The 18,030-nt window shown below is 34.8% G+C and carries 16 protein-coding genes; all 16 read right to left on the bottom strand.

Annotation, left to right across the window (positions count from 1 at the left end):
• Positions 1-20: 20 nt before the first annotated feature.
• Complete coding sequence (locus BM195_RS07605) at positions 21-1,052, bottom strand: NAD-dependent epimerase/dehydratase family protein (RefSeq protein ID WP_090236061.1); 1,032 nt, start codon at positions 1,050-1,052, stop codon at positions 21-23.
• Between the two features lie 495 nt (positions 1,053-1,547).
• A complete protein-coding gene (locus tag BM195_RS07600; RefSeq protein ID WP_090236059.1) occupies positions 1,548-2,480 on the bottom strand; it encodes a sulfotransferase family protein in 933 nt (310 codons plus the stop codon).
• 51 nt (positions 2,481-2,531) lie between these two features.
• The gene (locus tag BM195_RS07595; protein WP_090236056.1) at positions 2,532-4,007 is read right to left on the bottom strand and encodes a lipopolysaccharide biosynthesis protein; all 1,476 of its coding nucleotides are present in this window, start codon (positions 4,005-4,007) and stop codon (positions 2,532-2,534) included.
• A 151-nt stretch (positions 4,008-4,158) separates the two neighbouring features.
• Positions 4,159-5,367, bottom strand: a complete 1,209-nt coding sequence (locus tag BM195_RS07590) for a hypothetical protein (RefSeq protein WP_139223984.1) — start codon at positions 5,365-5,367, stop codon at positions 4,159-4,161.
• Positions 5,368-5,649: 282 nt separating this feature from the next.
• Positions 5,650-6,783, bottom strand: coding sequence for a glycosyltransferase family 4 protein (locus tag BM195_RS07585; RefSeq protein WP_090236051.1), 1,134 nt, complete (start codon positions 6,781-6,783; stop codon positions 5,650-5,652).
• Positions 6,761-7,687, bottom strand: coding sequence for a sulfotransferase family protein (locus BM195_RS07580; protein ID WP_090236048.1), 927 nt, complete (start codon positions 7,685-7,687; stop codon positions 6,761-6,763). The genes BM195_RS07585 and BM195_RS07580 overlap by 23 nt, the downstream gene beginning before the upstream one ends.
• 33 nt (positions 7,688-7,720) lie before the next feature.
• A complete protein-coding gene (locus BM195_RS07575) occupies positions 7,721-8,542 on the bottom strand; it encodes a sulfotransferase family protein (RefSeq protein ID WP_090236045.1) in 822 nt (273 codons plus the stop codon).
• Between the two features lie 21 nt (positions 8,543-8,563).
• Entirely contained in the window at positions 8,564-9,418 is an 855-nt protein-coding gene (locus BM195_RS07570; protein ID WP_170848189.1) for a sulfotransferase family protein, read from the bottom strand.
• 334 nt (positions 9,419-9,752) lie between these two features.
• Positions 9,753-10,844 carry a glycosyltransferase gene (locus BM195_RS07565; RefSeq protein ID WP_090236038.1) on the bottom strand — a complete coding sequence of 364 codons (1,092 nt, stop codon included), beginning with the start codon at positions 10,842-10,844 and terminating at the stop codon, positions 9,753-9,755.
• A gap of 45 nt (positions 10,845-10,889) precedes the next feature.
• The gene (locus BM195_RS07560; RefSeq protein ID WP_090236035.1) at positions 10,890-11,981 is read right to left on the bottom strand and encodes a glycosyltransferase family 4 protein; all 1,092 of its coding nucleotides are present in this window, start codon (positions 11,979-11,981) and stop codon (positions 10,890-10,892) included.
• Between the two features lies 1 nt (position 11,982).
• Complete coding sequence (locus tag BM195_RS07555; protein WP_090236033.1) at positions 11,983-12,831, bottom strand: NAD-dependent epimerase/dehydratase family protein; 849 nt, start codon at positions 12,829-12,831, stop codon at positions 11,983-11,985.
• Positions 12,828-13,457, bottom strand: a complete 630-nt coding sequence (locus BM195_RS07550) for a sugar transferase (RefSeq protein WP_090236031.1) — start codon at positions 13,455-13,457, stop codon at positions 12,828-12,830. Before BM195_RS07550 ends, BM195_RS07555 begins: the two co-directional genes overlap by 4 nt.
• A gap of 157 nt (positions 13,458-13,614) precedes the next feature.
• Positions 13,615-14,496, bottom strand: coding sequence for a UTP--glucose-1-phosphate uridylyltransferase GalU (galU, locus tag BM195_RS07545; RefSeq protein ID WP_090236028.1), 882 nt, complete (start codon positions 14,494-14,496; stop codon positions 13,615-13,617).
• 25 nt (positions 14,497-14,521) lie between these two features.
• Positions 14,522-16,351: a polysaccharide biosynthesis protein gene (locus BM195_RS07540; RefSeq protein WP_090236026.1), complete on the bottom strand. Its 1,830-nt coding sequence runs from the start codon at positions 16,349-16,351 to the stop codon at positions 14,522-14,524.
• A 125-nt stretch (positions 16,352-16,476) separates the two neighbouring features.
• Positions 16,477-17,169 carry a response regulator transcription factor gene (locus BM195_RS07535; RefSeq protein ID WP_244535707.1) on the bottom strand — a complete coding sequence of 231 codons (693 nt, stop codon included), beginning with the start codon at positions 17,167-17,169 and terminating at the stop codon, positions 16,477-16,479.
• 94 nt (positions 17,170-17,263) lie between these two features.
• A complete protein-coding gene (locus BM195_RS07530; protein ID WP_090236020.1) occupies positions 17,264-18,028 on the bottom strand; it encodes a tyrosine-protein phosphatase in 765 nt (254 codons plus the stop codon).
• Between the last annotated feature and the right edge of the window lie 2 nt (positions 18,029-18,030).

Here is an 18,030-nt window from a genome sequence, read left to right as displayed (position 1 = left end):
CACTATTGTCCAAAAATCGGTTATTTCACTTGATAATAATCAACATACCAATCGGCGAATTTCTGGAGTCCGTCTTCAATGGAAGTCTCCGGTTTAAATCCGACGGCCTGATAGAGTAAATCGGTTGATGCATAGGTTGCCGGGACATCACCAGGTTTGATTGGTTCATAGATTTTATTGAATTCCACGCCACGACCCAATGCATTACTTAACGCTCTTTCCAGCGCTCCGATGAAGCTCATCAGTTTCTCGGGCCTGTTGTTGCCAATGTTAAAGATACGATGCGGTGCGCCGTCTGCTGCCTCAGGTGGATTTCTCAGAAGTCGTTCCAGACCGATGGCAATGTCATCTATGTAGGTGAAATCACGATACAAATCATTCTCAAAATCGCCGTCATTGAAGATCTTGATCGGCTCGCCGGCGAAATATTTATCCGTGAAACCAAAATACGCCATATCCGGACGTCCCATTGGCCCATAAACGGTAAAGAAACGCAGGCCGGTTGCCGGAATGTTGTACAAATGACTGTAGGTATGCGCCATCAGTTCATTCGACTTCTTGGTTGATGCATACAGGGATACGGGATTATCGACAAAATCCTTCTCCTCAAAAGGCACTTTCTTGTTCGCGCCATACACCGAACTGGACGACGCATAGATTAAATGTTCAACTGGATAGTGGCGGCACGCTTCCAGGATATTGTAGAAACCAATAAGATTGCTTTGGATATAGACATCCGGGTTATCAATTGAATATCGGACACCGGCCTGTGCGGCCATATTCACAACAATATCCGGCTTATACTCAGCAAACAGCTCATTGACAATCATTTTGTCTGAGATATCGCCTTTTATAAAGGTGAATGAATCATATAACTGCAGCTGATCCAGGCGTGTTTGTTTCAGATAGACGTCATAATAATCATTGAGATTGTCCATCCCGATTACTGTGTAGCCTTGGTCTAGTAGTTTTTTGGATAGGTAGTAGCCTATGAAACCGGCAGTGCCAGTAACAAGGAGGTTGTTATTTGTGTTTAATATATTTTTGCTCATGCAACTTTCTCCTCTAATTTATTTTAGATTTAACTTATTTTAATAACTTACGCAAGTATAACCAACCTTTAAGTAAGTTACGATAGATATCCTAACGATCCACAAAATAACTAGATCGGATTATCATAAAAGCTATTATTTTAAAAAAATGTAATTATTCAATCACAATAAAACTATATAATTTTTAATTGATTTTTGGATATCGAATTATAAATATGTAATTGCGGAATTGTTAAAACCACAATATAAATGGAATTAATGTAAAGAACTTCAAGAATAGCTATGCTAATAAAGAATAGATAGTTGTAAAAAATTTTATTAAGCATTTTTTCCTCCCAACAGGATATTTACTTCCTAAAGTTCTCTTACTGGTCGACTAAGATATATATTATTTGGACACTTGCATAATAAACATTGTACATTATTCTCACCATCTAACCTTAGATCCATTTTTACTACTTTTTATGTTCCTCAATTTTCAGATAAAAGTTCTCCTTAGTTATTGTTTTCACTATGTGATTCAGCTCCCTTTAAAGAATTATTAATTCTTTTCTTTCTTCTATATCGATTAAGAAAAGATCTTGAAACTTTTTTACAGTATGAGAATAACCGATCTTTTCTTGAAGGTATGTAATAATATTTTTTTTGTCTATAACCCAAGTAGGATAAAAGGTCTTTTGATATATTTTCAAACATTGCAATTTCATCTTTCGAAAGATTTTGCTCCCATGAGTTAATCCGTTTTGTAGAAGGCTTACTTCCTATTAATCTGTGTTGAGTATTAGTGTAAGAAGGTAATTTAAACCCATTTCCGGACAGCATATTGTATTGAAAATCTATATTCAAAAAATTACATATTTTCTTTAACACTTTTTCAGGATTTGCCACTATATTTTCATAGTGAACTGTTAAAAGCTTGTCAGACCCAAAAAATTTTTCAGCAGCTAAACCAAATGAGACTTTTTCATTCCAAAAATGAGCCGCTTCTTCAATTGTATTTGGTCCCCAATCTAAAGGAATTACAGAGGCTGCAACAGCCCTTCCATCCCGAATAATATGAATAAATTTAGAATTTGGGAATTTTTGGTTCAACAGACATAAGTTCTGTATGTTATTCGGCGTGTGATCGACCCATATATTGAAATTCTTCTTATCAACTAAACTTGCATACTCACTTACAATATCATTTATAACCTCATCATAATTAAGCGCTTGACTATTTTTGAGTTTTACCCCCCAAATTTTGAATCTCCAGTGTTTAATAATATACTCTAGTTGTTTATCTCCATCTTCTAAGCCTCTTCTGAGAACATCAGTTTTAAATTGAGACTCAGGAGTGCACAAGCAACTTGAATGTCCGCCTAATAATGACCCTGAAAATGTTGTGCCACTTCTATCACAACCACCTATAAATACCTGCTGTTGCATATTAACATGCTCCTTATAAAGTTAATATTAAAAATTTATGGTTATCTATCTTTATTTAAAAACACTTGTCTTATATTTAATTCTATTTAATAATTTTGTTGAATTACTGTCTAATAATAACTGAGGAGTAAATGCAACTAACAATAAATAAAATAAAAATATTATTATTCCTGCTATGACTAATTCTAAAGATGTATTATTAGTTAACAAAACATTGCTCTCTTTTATGAATTTGAATAAACATAGTACAACTATAAATAATATAAACGGTTTATAATATTGCTTGAGAAGCCAAAACCATTTAGAATTCAGCAATTTCATAGCTAGATATGTCATTAGAAAATAATTAATACTTAATGCGATAGTTACAGTAACAGCGACTCCAGTTACTCCCCAAAAATGACCTAAGTATGCTCCAAAAATAACTAAAAAGGCATAAACAAACTGAATATTAGCCCTTTTATAAACTGCTCCTTTAGCTCTTACTAATGAGTCACTAATTTTGTAACTTATACGAAATAATAAGCCTATAGAAAGAATTTTCAATGGTAAAATAATTTCTAGCCATTGAACTCCTAATAAAGTTACAACAATGTTTTCCGTATAGATCAAAAATAGTATCATTATAGGAGAGATGAACACAGTTAATAATGATAATGCAGACAAAAACCACTTTGTTAACCTTTCGTTATCATCCTGAAATTTAGACATCACAGGGAATAATACTTTATCCATTACTTGACCAAATAAATTTGCAGGCATTACCATCAGTTGGTAAGCTCTTGAATAAAATCCTAATGCTTCTGAACCTAAAGTTCTACCAATCACCAAATTATCACCTTGTAAAGCCAGTTGATTAAACCCCTTTGCTAATATCATCCCTCCACCAAAGTACAATAGTTCCTTAGCTTCCTTTATATATATCTTGAAATGTTTATTATGTGGTTGACAAAAAATAAATAAGACAGTACTGGTAAGTTTTTGCGACAATTGTGCAAAAACCAATGACCAAACACCAAAACCAAAACTTGCAAGAATAATACCAATAAAACTATATGTAAAATAAGATCCCATATTTATTAGAGCTAAGGTCTTAAAGTTGAGATTTCTTTGTAATAAAAATTCTGCAACTACACCAAAACCTCTAATTATGAAAATTACTGAAATAACTTTCATTACTTGGTTCAAATCAACCATATTAAAGAAAGAAGCAATTATTGGCGAACAAAAGTATATAATTATTGAAAATACAAAATTGAATAATACAGCAATGGTAAAGCCTGTTCCGAGATGTTCAGTTTTAATCTGACTTCTCTGAACTATCGCTGGACCTACCCCTGCCATTGATAAAACTTCAACGAGTGTAATTACAATTATTGCAGCCCCTATTATTCCAAAATCAGTAGGTGTTAGAAGTCTAGCTAATACAACAGTAACAATAAATTGCATAATAAATTGTATTATCTTACCCAAAAACATCCAATTAAAACCTTGGACACTTATTTTCAAAAAACTTTTACTATTCACAACAATTACTGCCCTTCACATTAATCTTAAGTATTATTGCTTACACTTATTATAATTTTCTATCATCCATTTCAGTTATATAAAACAATATTTCGATTAGTTTTCAGAATTATGTTTATTTTAATTTCAGGGGTCTAACTTAGATATCAAACTAAATATTTGGTTTTTTGGATTTAACAACCAACTCATAAAAAACAATAGACACTAAGAGACAGAATAAAAAAAGCAAAATAACACGCTTTGATACTGTAGTAAACCACATTAAATCTGTTCTATGGATATAAAATGATAAATAAGCCATGAAAAGAGTGAGGCCAGCTTTTAATGTTGGATCAGCAATATAAATAAAATACGACCCAATAGATATAATTAGAATAAAAATTAATAATGAAGTAATTAGTAGTAACCATCCGCCACTACTCCACATTTGTGCCCAAAAGTTATGAGCCATACCGGCACGAGCATCTGGAAATAAAGCTGGCTGAAATAAATCATTAAAGGTTGTTGTTTCAGCACCTAATTGTGAGCTAAAAATGATAAATTGGTATATTACATCAGCCAGATGACTCATCTCAACTGTGAAATCTTGTCTTACTACTTCATTCAAAATATGTTGTGTTGTAAAAGGCTCAGATTCTGATATTGTTCTCACATAAAAATCCCAACTTGTCAAACTATCCATCACATATTCCAAATCAAAACGTTTTATTGCTTTATACAAATATTTATATACAAACACAAAAGTTCCACAAAACAAACCAATTAAACTGACTTTCCAATGTTTTAATAATAATCTAACTTTACCTTTACTAAATAAAGTAATAGTAATTATACTAATCATAACTGTTGCTAAAGATTCTCTTTGTCCGATAAATACGTCAAAACCAATCAAGAAAATACATATCACAAAAAGCTTCCACTTTTTTTGTGTGAATGATAAGACTGATCCTACAGATGCGCCAACATACCACACTTTATAAAATCTATTAATCTCTTCCATCATTGCATGTTTGTCTGGCGAAAATAGTGCACCACCTGTTGTTGACAGCGTAAGAAAAAAACCCAATACAGCAATAACTGTAGCTATAACTGCAGAATATTGGCTTCCTTCAATTTTATAAATCCTATTTCTGGCTTTATTCCTTAAACTTCTATCAAAAAAAAATGCACCAATCCATATAGTTGAAAGTAAGATTATCATAATTAAGTATACTTCATTATGTATATCAACTTGGTACCTTAAACTTGTATTATAAGTTCTAGGTGTTAAAGTATAATCGAAAAATCCAGGTAAAAAATATATACATGCACTTATATAGGCTACTGAAAAAAAATCAAAAGATCGTTTAGCAAGTAACATGTATAATAATCCACAGACTGCTATAATAACAAACAAAATATGCACAACTAATTACACCTCAGATTTTTTATAACATTTACAATATTTGATTTACATTGTCATGGCATTGTTAAATAATTCTTTATCATATCTTCACTTCCTCTGTCTTTGTATATTATATCTAAATTCTTAATAATAAACTCCACCGCAATATATAGTATAAAAAGCAGATCAAAAATTGACTATTATGATTATGTAATATAGACGTACATTCAAGATACATATTTATATCGGATAATTATATTAAAGGTCAAAAACCTTTTCAAATTCTTGGGCCCAATCAAACACAAACATTTCTTTTCTTTCTTCACACAATCCTTTACATATAATATAATTCTCCTTATCTAATAACCACTTTAACTTATTATATATTGATTCTTCACTTGCTGGACGAAATAATAATTCTTTATATTCAAGTTGTACTTTTATCCCACCTATATCACTTCCTATAACAGGAGTACCAATATTCAAAGATTCTAGTATCACGTTAGGAAAGGAATCAAAAATTGATGGTACTACGAGTAAATCAGAATTTCTTATATAAAAAGCTGGATCATTAACATGGCCATACATTTTTACGAAGCTTTTTAATTTATGCTTTTCAATATAGGTTTCAATCTCTTTTTGTTGTGGCCCATCTCCCAATACAATCAATTCCAGTTTTTTTCCTTCCATTATTAATTTATTAATAGCTTCAACTAAAAATAGAATTCCTTTTCGTTCGTTTAAACTACCTACAAATATTATTTTTTTTAATTCAGTACTATCGTTTGAATTAGCATAACTGTTATCAATCCAGCTCACATTTAAATTGTTTGGTATAATATTAATGTTATCATGTTTGACTAAATCATATATATGATTATAATCATCCATATTTTGAACAATTATTCCGTTCGCTCTGTTATAAAGGAATCGTTCATATTTTAAAACTAAGCTCATATATACTTTTAATAAAAAACTATTTTTACTTTTAATTTTTCCAATGCCTAGCCCTGATTTATATACTTTAATTTTTTTTGAAATATAAATATTTGATCTAATACCAATATATAGGGGTATTTTCAAAAGCTTTTTTAATATTATCGATGCTAAGATGTTAGTTTCACCAAATACCATAATAAAATCTGAATTTTTAGTATCAGTTTTTATTCTTTTGATATTAAATAATACCTGTTTTATCAATTCAAACCTTTTTGGAAGAATCCCCTTCGGCGTCCTAATTTTTATGTGATCAATATTTTTTAATCCCATATCAGATTCAGCTATAAATGTAATCTGATGTCCTTTATCAGAAAGCTGTCTTAATAATTCTATATACCTTTTAGAAGCACCATTAGTTATTTTATTCGAGCTAAAAATTGCTATTATATTCATTCTTGTTTAATCCAATCCCTTTTGTAATATTTTGAATCTCTTTTCTTTTTTTATCAAAAAACCAATATGGCAACTTCCTTCGAAACAATTTCATGTGAAGTGTATTTAATTTTTTGAAGATAACATATGGTATCGCACTAAAAACTTTGTTTAAAAGGTATATCGTCGCTATATCGAATTTGGTAAAGAGCTTATTAGATTCTAAGTTATTTTTAAAACTACTATTTTTTTTGAATTTAATGTTTTTCATATTAACTTCATAGGGTAAACAAACAAAATCGCATATTTCTTTTAATGTTTTATCTTGTTTATTTAACAAATCATTATAAGTAATACAGTAAATATTCTTTTTGTGTTTAACAAATTTGTTTATATGTTTGTAATAGCCGGTAATACGAAAGAGTTCTTTTAATATAAAAAAAAATTTATTTTTGCCATTGCCTTTTAATTTATAATATGAACTTAGAACATCACATGTATCACGTGTCACTGCTATAAATTTACAGTTTGTAAAATAAGAGGATATTTCTTGTAAATGTAATGAATGTGCAGGGGTTTTTTCTAACCAAAAATCTTTTTTTTCCTTCTCACAATAATTACTCATTAGCATATTAAAAATTTCTTCGTAACTTTGAAAATGTCTGCTGTATAACAATGAATCATCTAACCCCAGCAACTTGAAGTAATCACTATTTTTAAATGATTCTACAAACTCTACATAGTTATTAAAATCGTTCAGATCACCAAAATGGTATTTTACATGGGAAAAAAAAGCACTTTCATGAATACCTTCATAAGTTTCTTTATGGTTTATAACCGCAGCTACTTGACTATGGTTTGAAATAGTATTAGCAAGCCAAGATGTTCCAGAGCGTTGTGTTCCAATTATAAAAATAGGTTGCATAACCTCACCATCCAAAATTGATTTAATATTAGTTTACTCCATTTTCCATAGTGCTAAATTTTTGTCTAATAATAGTTCCAATTTCTCTATATCAACCTTATAATGATAATAGAGTTCCTTTTTTTCTTTTACACTTAAAGTCATTTTACTATTTTCTTTCCCAAAAAGTTTTTTTATATTTAAATTCTTCGCTATATTCACTACTAAATCCATATCATTATCCCTTAGTTTGGATCCCAATTTTTTAGCGATAGAATACGGTTTAGAGAACTTTACATTGTATGATTCATTAACTCTTTCTCCGACTTGTGATGTATCAAATTCACGTCCGTCTATTTTCAGAAATTCACCAATTCTGCCTAATGCCTCATCAGGATCGTCCATGACCTCTTCAAATATTAAAATGAGAAACTGTTCTTTATCAAAGTAGGAAAAATATCTTTCAAGTTGCTCAAAATAAAGCCCTCTTTTAAAAACATCTGATCTGTTATTTAAAAACATCTTGAAATCTCTTTTCTCATTCTTATCTCTAACTGCTAATAGATATTGAGAAAATGCTCTATCTACTGGATTTCTCAAAATAACTATAAACTTGCATTCGGGGATAAGATTATAAATTTTAAGTGGTATTTCTGGTTCGTATAAATAATTAGGGGTAATTTCCCCAATGTTTTTATAACCATCATAGAAAAACCCTTCATACCAATTAACACCTTTTTCATAATATCGATCAAAAAAATGTATCTCCTTTCGCTTACATGGCATATAGATATCTGGATGATTAATCAGATGGTTATAAAGCCAGGTACTTCCAGCTCGCTGAGCACCTAACCCTAAAAAATTAGGTAAAACCATATTCAGCCACCTCTTTATTATTCACCAATTTAAATTTCTTTGTAATAATCTTTCTAATTTCTTATTTGATTCTTTATAATACGCTTCTAAACTCTTTCTATCAGCACTATCCATTGTTTCATTTTTTACCTGTTTGGTGTTTAATGTTTTTATTTTGTCGGCTACACCAGTTGATTTAAATACATCAACCATCCATCCCATTTTCAGTTTAGTGCGAAAAAATACTGTAGAAAGTGCTATTAACCTATGTAACACAACACTCTTAGGTTTTTGAGAACTATTTTCTTTGTTAGTAAGGCCTTCAGGAACATAACTGCTTCTAACACCTAAAAAGTTATACAAATTACTAAGCACTTCTTGATTATTTTCATGGATATCCTCAAACAAAATTACTTTAATGTTCTCTTTTGGAAATAGGCTATAAAAAATACGTAACTGGTCATAATATAAACCTCTTTGTACAAACCTAGGGTCGTTTGTTTCTATTGCTTCTTTGAAAGTAAGTTGTGTGTGTGTTTTATGTTTCGCCATCCAATAATGTGAATATGCTCTATCAATTGGGTTTCTTAATATAGCTATAATTTTAACATCAGGAAGTAATTTTTTAATTCTGTATGGAGCCTTTGGATCACATAAGTACATCGGTGTTACTTCACCAATTGCCTTTTCACCTTTATAATGATGAAAAAAGTTTTTATACCAATTCAAACCTAACTTTTCATAATTATTAACTTCTTTTAGGTTTGAATCAAATTGGTTAAAAAAATGTATCTCTTTTGTTGCAGGTAAATATACGTTTGGGTGTTCACTTAAACGATTATATATCCAGGTAGTAGCTGATTTTTCAGCTCCTATTACTAAAAAATTTGGGGACACAATTATCACTTCTTTCTAAATCACTTGCTGTTTGATTAGACGCATCGATAAAACATAGAATTATAAACTTACTAACTTACAAAATTAAACCTCTTTAATAAAAGAATAAAATTAATAAAGTAAGCATTCCTATCATCCCCCATATTTTGAATAAAGCTTTAATTGTTGGATAAAATAGTATTTCAACACATATCTATTTGTATAAAAAATAAGTAAGTTGATAAGTTGCCCAAGACTATCTTTGTATAGAAGTTTAAACAACAAAATATAAAACAAATAACGCCCATAGTTAAATAACTGATTTAATAATTCCCCTTGGGTAATACCTACGTTTTTACATTTGAATGTGAATATACTCTTTTTTCAATTGACTCACCATTGATTCAATTGAAAACTTTCTAGAACGTCGCAAACCATAATTAATATGTTCATTGTATTTATCATCGTCCAATAGAATAGTTTTTATTTTCTTAGCTAACTTTTCTGAATCACCTGGTGGAAAAGTCATATCTTGTCGTCCTACTACATCACGTAATCCTGTTAAATCACTTACTAAAACCGGTAAACTAGAAGCCATTGCCTCCGCTGCAACTAATCCAAATCCTTCCCAATGTGATGAAAGCACGAAAATATCTGCGGTTTTTAAAATTTGAGGAATATCTTCTCTAAAACCCAAAAATACTACACTTTTGTTCACGCCCTCTAGACTTGCTAAAGTTCTAGCATCCTCAATTTTTTCCCCATCACCAACTAACAAAACTTTATAAGAACTGTCTAAATAATTTAAGCTCTTAATCAACGTTTCATGATCTTTCTGGTGGCTAAATCTTGCTACCATAACGATAAATTTATCGTTTTCTTTTACATCAGAGAACAAATCTGATTTACTATATGGCTTAGCATCGGTGTAATCCTGTAAATTAATACCATTAGGAACTACTACCGTTTTCCTGGATGAAACCGAAACCCATTGGTGAAGGTTCTGCTCAGTAGCTTCACTGATACAAAATATACGTTTATATTGTCTGTAAATAAAAGTTTCAATAAATTTAAGATAAAATTTATTACGACGGCGATTATGAGTACTGTGCTCAGTATACACTAGCTTTAAATTACTTTTAATAAATAAGCTTGCAAAGGCTACCCAATATAAAGCAGGAAATAAATGGACATGAACAATATCATAGCCACCAGACATGATTTCTCTTAATTCTTTGATGTGACCGGGAAAATAGAGGGATTTATATGTTGAAATATATACTTGAACCCCTGCAGATTTCACATTATCTAGGTAATGGTTATTTTGTTGACTTAAAAGAAATACATCTACGTCTATTCCTTGAGCTTTTTGATTAATGAGCGTATCATGTAACATTTTTTCCGCTCCACCACCAGTAAATGCATTTATTACATGCAAGACTTTCATGACAATCTCTATCCTTTACTTGTAAATTACTTTTATATCGATTTTTCACACTTTTTTCTGTATTTCCTTCATATAAGCATCAACAACCATTTGACGATCAAATTCTTTTTCTACCTTTTTGCGTCCAACCCGACCCATTTGTTCTTTTTTTTCATGAGAAAGGTTTAAAAACATTTCAATTTTGTCTATAAGATCTTGAGTGTTTTCCTGTTCAACAATATATCCATTGACACCATCATCAACTATTTCCCTACACCCGCTGCGGTTAGTTGTAATAATCGGACGACCGCTTGCGGCGCTTTCCAATAAGACATTGGACATCCCCTCTGGATAATATGTGGGGTGAATTGTGCAATGAGAAATTTTGTGAAACTCCCCCACATCATTTTGCATACCGTGATACTGAATAATTCCCTCATCCTGTAATCTATTAAGTGCATCTTCATAATCATCTTCACAGAATCCTAACACATGGAATCTTGTGTTTGGATATTTTTCCCTTATGTATTTTGCTGCTTCAAGGTATTGGTCTATCCCTTTTTCCTTCATAATTCTGGATATAAAAACAAATTCAATTAAATCATTTGAAGGATAATCCAATAATTGGTAGAAATTTGTATTCACACCAGAACCTGGTATAATACGATGATTTCCTATTTTTATATTTTTTGTTTTAAAGAATTTATAGTTCTCTTCATTTTGAAAGAAAATACACCCGGCTTTTTTATAAGCTACTCGATAAAGCTTAATCAACATCTTTTGGAGCATACTTTCCTTTTCTACAGCTTTACCCAGTCCTGTAATGTTTGGAAAAAAGGGTACTTTGAGTATTCGGCTAATTATTCCACCATAAACGTTTGGTTTTATAGTATAGGATAAAACGACATCAGGTTGAATCCTTTTTATAATCCTATAATAATTAAAAATTAATTTAGAATCTGTAACAGGGTTCATACCACGTCTATCAAGAGGTAAATCTATAAATTCACAGCCCATCTCTTTTAAAAATTCTACTTTCTCACCATAGGGCAGAACTACATATACTTTATAGTTTTCATTTATCAACCTCTGGATTATCTCTTTACGAAAGTTATAAGTATACGCATGATGATTTGATAGTATAATAACTCGTTTCATATTATTCCTCCGTCAATTTTATTGATCTTTGGAAATCAATAAAATTCAAAGCTTCTATCTCTTTATAGTCCTGAAGTGGTTCTGCGTATACCAAATCTCCGAAAACCTTCTGTACTGTACCAATATTCATTGCGTTAATTTTACGATTAAATAAACTTGTTAACTTCAGACGTTTACCGTGCTCTTTAGAAATCAGTTTTACCATTTCACTCGTTCTGACGTATTCCTGATTTTGGGGGCAAAATATGTTACTTTTAGTCTTATCAATTAAATTTCTTATAAACTCACATAAATTATCAATATATATCATACTACGCTTATTATTTATATCCGGAAAAACAGGCGTTTTTAGAGCTAAACTTCTTAATCTTTGATAATTACCTTTGCACCCTTTTCCGTAAATCATCGGAGGACGGACAATAGCTACTTTAAAGCTATCAGTTGTTAATGCCTCAATATCTTTTTCAGCCTGGAGTTTTGATTTCCCATAATGACTCGTTGGAGTTAAAGGCGTATTTTCGTCAATAACTCCCTCATTTAACCCATATACACTCATTGAGCTTAGGAATATAAACTGACCAACGTTTTCACCCCTGGCCTTGTGAGCAATTTGAAACGTCAAATCCCGGTTTATTTTGTAATAAAGGTGCTCGTTCTGCTTGGTTTCTTTTTTATGAGCAATCCCCGCAACATGCACCACCACATCATATCTCGAAAAATCCTTATCTCGCCAGGAGCCATCTTTCAAACTAATCTTATCAACTGTATAGTGATCAGGTTTTTTATTAAGCCACTCCGCTAAACTGTTACCGACATAACTATTAACGCCTGTTATCAATATACGCTTCACTTTGATACAGTCTCCTTCTCACTTGCCGCTTCTTTTTCGTCTCCTGTCCCGCCTTCTACAACTCCATCACCTTTAATAACGCTGATGAAAGTTCCGAAGAAGCATTTCGCATCAAAGCCGAAACTGATGTTTTGCACGTATTCACCATCGAGACGAGCTTTGACATCAATCGGAAGCTCATCGCGGCCCTTAATTTGCGCCCATCCAGTCAAGCCAGGAAAAACATCATTAGCACCGTACTTTTCTCTTTCAGCAATTAAATCGTATTGATTCCATAATGCTGGTCTGGGACCGATAATACTCATGCTGCCACCAAGGATATTCAGAATCTGTGGCAGTTCATCAAGTGACGTCTTTCTCAAGAATTTGCCCATTCTAGTTATGTATTGCTCAGGATCTTTTAATAGATGAGTCGGTGTATCTTTTGGTGTATCGATTCGCATCGTACGAAATTTTAGTAGATTAAAGTACATTTTGTTGATGCCAACCCGTTTTTGTTTAAATAAGACCGGACCCCTGGAATCGAGCTTAATGCCAATCACAAGTATCAGGAACACAGGCGATAAGATTATCAACCCGATTAATGACAGTAAAACATCGACAAGGCGTTTCACTTTTAAATACATATCATAACGCTCCCAGATGCTTAGTTGTTTAGAATTTAATTGGATTACAAATGTTCATCCAATCAACTGCTAAATCACTAACAGATTAGTATCGGAAGGCAAGGTGCCAAAACTCAAAAAGCCGACACCGTCATATATTCATAGTTGCTCATTCTCTTTAATTTTTCACACCTTGCTTAGCAGCCAGCACATCAACCAGCTTTGCCACATCTTCCCCAATATCCTGATCTTTCAGCGCGTACTCCAACGTTGTTTTGATAAAACCGTACTTCTCACCAACGTCAAACCGTGTCCCTTCAAAGTCATACGCATAGACGTCCTGTTCCTGATTCAGCATTTGAATGGCGTCAGTCAACTGGATTTCACCGCCTGCACCGATTTCATGTTTATCAAGATGTTTGAAGATTTCTGGTGTCAGCACATAGCGGCCCATGATTGCCAAGTTTGACGGTGCCTCGCCTTGTGCAGGCTTTTCGACAAAGTGATCGACTTTATAACGTCTGCCTTCAATAGTACTTGGATCAACGATGCCGTAACGATGCGTTTCGTCATGTGGCACTTGCTGTACGCCGACAACCGAACGCTCCGTTTGTTCATACTGCTCGACCAATTGTTTTAAGCCGGGTGTTTCGGACTCAACAATATCATCCCCGAGCAACACGGCAAATGGATCGTTTCCGATGAATTTTCGTGCACACCAGACGGCATGACCAAGTCCCTGTGGATCTTTTTGACGGATATAGTGAATATCGACATTTGATGTTTGATTCACCTTTTCCAGAAGATCTAACTTTTCTTTTTTTATCAAGTTGTCTTCCAGTTCAAAGTTGTTATCGAAATGGTCTTCAATGGCACGCTTATGTTTACCTGTGACAATAATAATATCTTCAATGCCCGATTGAATCGCTTCCTCGACGATGTACTGAATTGTCGGTTTATCAACGATCGGAAGCATTTCTTTCGGCATGGCTTTAGTGGCTGGCAGGAAGCGAGTGCCCAGACCCGCAGCTGGAATGATTGCTTTTTTGACTTTAGCCATTCTCATCCTCCTCCATTAATTAGTTCTATGAACCCTTAGCAGTTAATAATGTTTGTTCAGTATAAACGATATGCATCATGTTATCTTTCAAACGTTCAGCATCAACGTTATGTAAATCATCTATCAAACGATTGATAAGTGATACATCTACTTCAACCGTCCGTCCGACATAAATCTTCTCATAAACTTCACCTGGATGAACCTCATCATCACTGAGTAATTCCTCATACATCTTCTCACCTGGGCGAATACCGCTGAATTCGATACCAATCTCTTCTTCGGTGTGGCCTGATAGTTTAATAAGATTTCGGGCGAGATCGACAATTTTGACCGGCTCTCCCATATCGAGAACGAATATTTCCCCGCCTTTGGCAAGTGTACCGGCCTGAATCACCAATCGTGAAGCTTCCGGTATCGTCATGAAGTAGCGTGTCATTTCAGGATCAGTTACGGTAACTGGGCCGCCACGCTCGATCTGTTTTTTGAACAACGGAATGACACTGCCGCGGCTGCCGAGCACATTACCAAACCGGACAGCGACAAATTTTGTCCGGCTTTGCTGATTCAAGTCCTGGATGACCATTTCTGCCAGTCGCTTGGTAGTACCCATAATGTTTGTCGGTTTCACGGCTTTATCAGATGATACGAGTACGAATTTATCAACCCCATACGTATCGGCTGCTTCGGCGACATTTTTCGTACCAATCACATTGTTTTTGACCGCCTCGTGCGGGTTGTATTCCATAAGCGGCACGTGTTTGTGCGCGGCAGCATGATAGATGATGTTCGGCTGATAAGCATCCACGATTTCAAACATACGGTAACGATCCTGCACGTCGCCGATAATCGGCATGATTTCGATATCGGTATCATCGTATTTTTCCTTCAGTTCCATATCAATTTGATAAACGCTGAATTCACCGTGACCGACAAGCAGAATTTTGCCGGGTGTGAATGTCATTAGCTGGCGACACAATTCCGATCCGATCGATCCACCGGCACCGGTGACCATGACCGTATGGCCTGTGACGTACTCTGAAATTGAATCAATATCCAATTCAACCGCATCGCGTCCGAGCAAGTCCTCAACTTCGACATTTTTCAGATGGCTGACGGAGACTTTACCGGTCATCAGATCCTCGATTTTCGGGATCATCTGAACTTTGGCCGCAGTCTGATTGCACTCGTCGATAATCTTGTTCAGTTCGCCATTGGCCAGTGATGGGATCGCAATCACAATATGGTCGATGTTTTTTCGTTCGGCAATTTTCGGAATATCCCTCACTTTGCCCAGCACCGGTATGTCATAAATCTGCATTTTTTGCTTGGTTAAATCATCATCGACAAAAGCGACCGGCTGCAGTTCTGTCTGATTCTGTTCGTTTTTCAGCTGGCGGGCAATCATCGCACCGGCTGCACCCGCGCCGACAATCATTGTGCGTTTTTTCTTGCCTGAAGCAGATATATAGCGATCTCGGTAGATACGCCATACGAAGCGTGATCCGCCGATCAGGATAATATGTAATAACCACGTGACAACCAGCGCTCGGCTGTATAACAAGAAGTCATTTGTTAAATATTGCACGATTCCTGCCGATATAATCGATAATGTGATAGCTTTGACAATCGCGAGCAATTCGCCGACACTCGCATATGCCCAGACTTTGTTGTACAGCTTGTAGACCGCCGCAAATAGATGATGAAAAACGAGCAGTGCAATCGCGCTAATAATGATGGCATCAAGCTGCAAGACTTCCGTAAACGGGTACACAACCCACGAGGCAATAAAAATGGCCGTGCTGACGATGATCGAGTCGAGCAGGACAAGCAATGTGAATCTTGTTCGGTAGGTCAACGGTGTCACTCCCTTCTGCAGCATCTTTTATAAAATGTAACATAAAACTATTAGCTGAATATTACTATAATATTAAAATTGTTGTAATATTCGACATCACAAGAAAAATGATACAAAAGTTCCAGTCACTTTTTTAGTGATAATGTAAGAAAAAAGTCACATTTTCCTATATCTTGTAAACTTTTTGGAGAGATCTGTTGCTTCCGGTTGTGAATGCTTAGTTTTTGATAATTTTGGCTGATGTAATTTTTGATGGTTCCTTCACTGAGGTAGAGATTGTCGGCGATTTGTTTATTCGTATAGCGTTCCATGAACAGATAGGCAATGTCCTCTTCTCGTTTCGTCAAGTGAATTCCCCGGTCCTCAAGCCGTATGCCGAGAATGGCGCTTTTATCCATTGACAGTTCACGGATGCGCCTTGCCAGAATCGAAGCAACGTCCCCTGAAAGTACAACCAGACCGCGATAAGCATCCCGCACTGCCTGATACAATGTATCCGGATAAAGCTCTTTGATCAGGAACCCGTCTGCCCCAACACTGATCCCTCTGATAGCCAGTTCTTCATCGATATTGGTTGTGAGCATGATGACTTTGACCGAGGGATGCGTTTCCTTAATCCGGGCTGTTGCGCTGATCCCATCCAATTCAAGCATATGAATGTCCATCAGCACAATGTCAGGCTGGCGTTCACTGACCAGTTGCAGTGCCTGCTCGCCATTTGAGGCGGTGCCAATAATCTCCATATCGTCCTGTGTTTCCATCAATTTCTTAATACCTTCCAGGAATAAGCGCTGATCCTCCACCAGTAAAAGCTTCATCAACTCGCAAAACCCCTTTTGCATTTTGACGTACATCCATTTGACGGAAATGAAAAACCGGATACAGCTCACTGTCTACATCCGGTACTTCGAGCTAAAATAACCCGAGGAACTTTTTCTTTTTGATCAATTGCGGTTCGTCTTTGTTTACATTTTGACCATTGATCAATAACTGTGCATTTTCCATAAACAGGTAGGTCATCTCGTTTCCGTGCTCTCCGCTGAGTTCCTGAAATGCCTCATCCATTACAAATCCGCGTGTTTTCGTATTGTGCGCATCAGAGGCAAGGAAATGGGTCAGGTTGGCCTCAACGAGCTGGTGGGAAAATTTCTGAATTTTACTCCCGAATTTACCAGCAAGGCTTGCGGCTGTCACCTGAGTGAGCGCACCCTTCTGCACAAGTTCATGAAGGATGGATGGGTGCTGGATAATCGCTGAATTCCGTTCAGGGTGCACAATGACGGGCATGTATCCGGCAACTTGGATATCAAACAGCATTTGCTTGGCATACCGTGGCACATGATTAGACGCAAACTCGACAAACAGGTATTTGGTGTCATTCAATGATGCCAGTTCGCCGTTTTCGATGTCATCAATCATGTCTCCGTTGATCCGTGTTTCCTGCCCGGACAGGATGGTCACGGGTATATCTTCTTCCTTCAGGCGCCCGTTCAGATCATCGGTATAGCGAATGATGTCGTTTTTTACGTTATGATATTTTTCATTGCGGTGATGCGGTGTGGCTATAATGGTGTGGATTCCCTGCTCTGCGGCGGCTTGTGCCATCGCAAGACTATCTGTGATGGTTTGTGCGCCATCATCGATTCCGGGCAAAATATGACAATGTATATCGATCAAGT

Source organism: Lentibacillus halodurans (genome assembly GCF_900112045.1).
Classification (GTDB): domain Bacteria; phylum Bacillota; class Bacilli; order Bacillales; family Amphibacillaceae; genus Lentibacillus; species Lentibacillus halodurans.
Note: the sequence above shows the minus strand (reverse complement) of the source record. Positions and strands in the feature narration are given on the sequence as shown.

Coding starts and splice junctions, on each gene's coding strand:
- BM195_RS07560 (WP_090236035.1), bottom strand. CDS start 11,981: ATGAAACGAGTTATTATACTATCAAATCATCATGCGTATACTTATAAC.
- BM195_RS07605 (WP_090236061.1), bottom strand. CDS start 1,052: ATGAGCAAAAATATATTAAACACAAATAACAACCTCCTTGTTACTGGC.
- BM195_RS07565 (WP_090236038.1), bottom strand. CDS start 10,844: ATGAAAGTCTTGCATGTAATAAATGCATTTACTGGTGGTGGAGCGGAA.
- BM195_RS07575 (WP_090236045.1), bottom strand. CDS start 8,542: ATGGTTTTACCTAATTTTTTAGGGTTAGGTGCTCAGCGAGCTGGAAGT.
- BM195_RS07580 (WP_090236048.1), bottom strand. CDS start 7,687: ATGCAACCTATTTTTATAATTGGAACACAACGCTCTGGAACATCTTGG.
- BM195_RS07585 (WP_090236051.1), bottom strand. CDS start 6,783: ATGAATATAATAGCAATTTTTAGCTCGAATAAAATAACTAATGGTGCT.
- BM195_RS07535 (WP_244535707.1), bottom strand. CDS start 17,169: ATGAAGCTTTTACTGGTGGAGGATCAGCGCTTATTCCTGGAAGGTATT.
- BM195_RS07590 (WP_139223984.1), bottom strand. CDS start 5,367: ATGTTACTTGCTAAACGATCTTTTGATTTTTTTTCAGTAGCCTATATA.
- galU (WP_090236028.1), bottom strand. CDS start 14,496: ATGGCTAAAGTCAAAAAAGCAATCATTCCAGCTGCGGGTCTGGGCACT.
- BM195_RS07550 (WP_090236031.1), bottom strand. CDS start 13,457: ATGTATTTAAAAGTGAAACGCCTTGTCGATGTTTTACTGTCATTAATC.
- BM195_RS07600 (WP_090236059.1), bottom strand. CDS start 2,480: ATGCAACAGCAGGTATTTATAGGTGGTTGTGATAGAAGTGGCACAACA.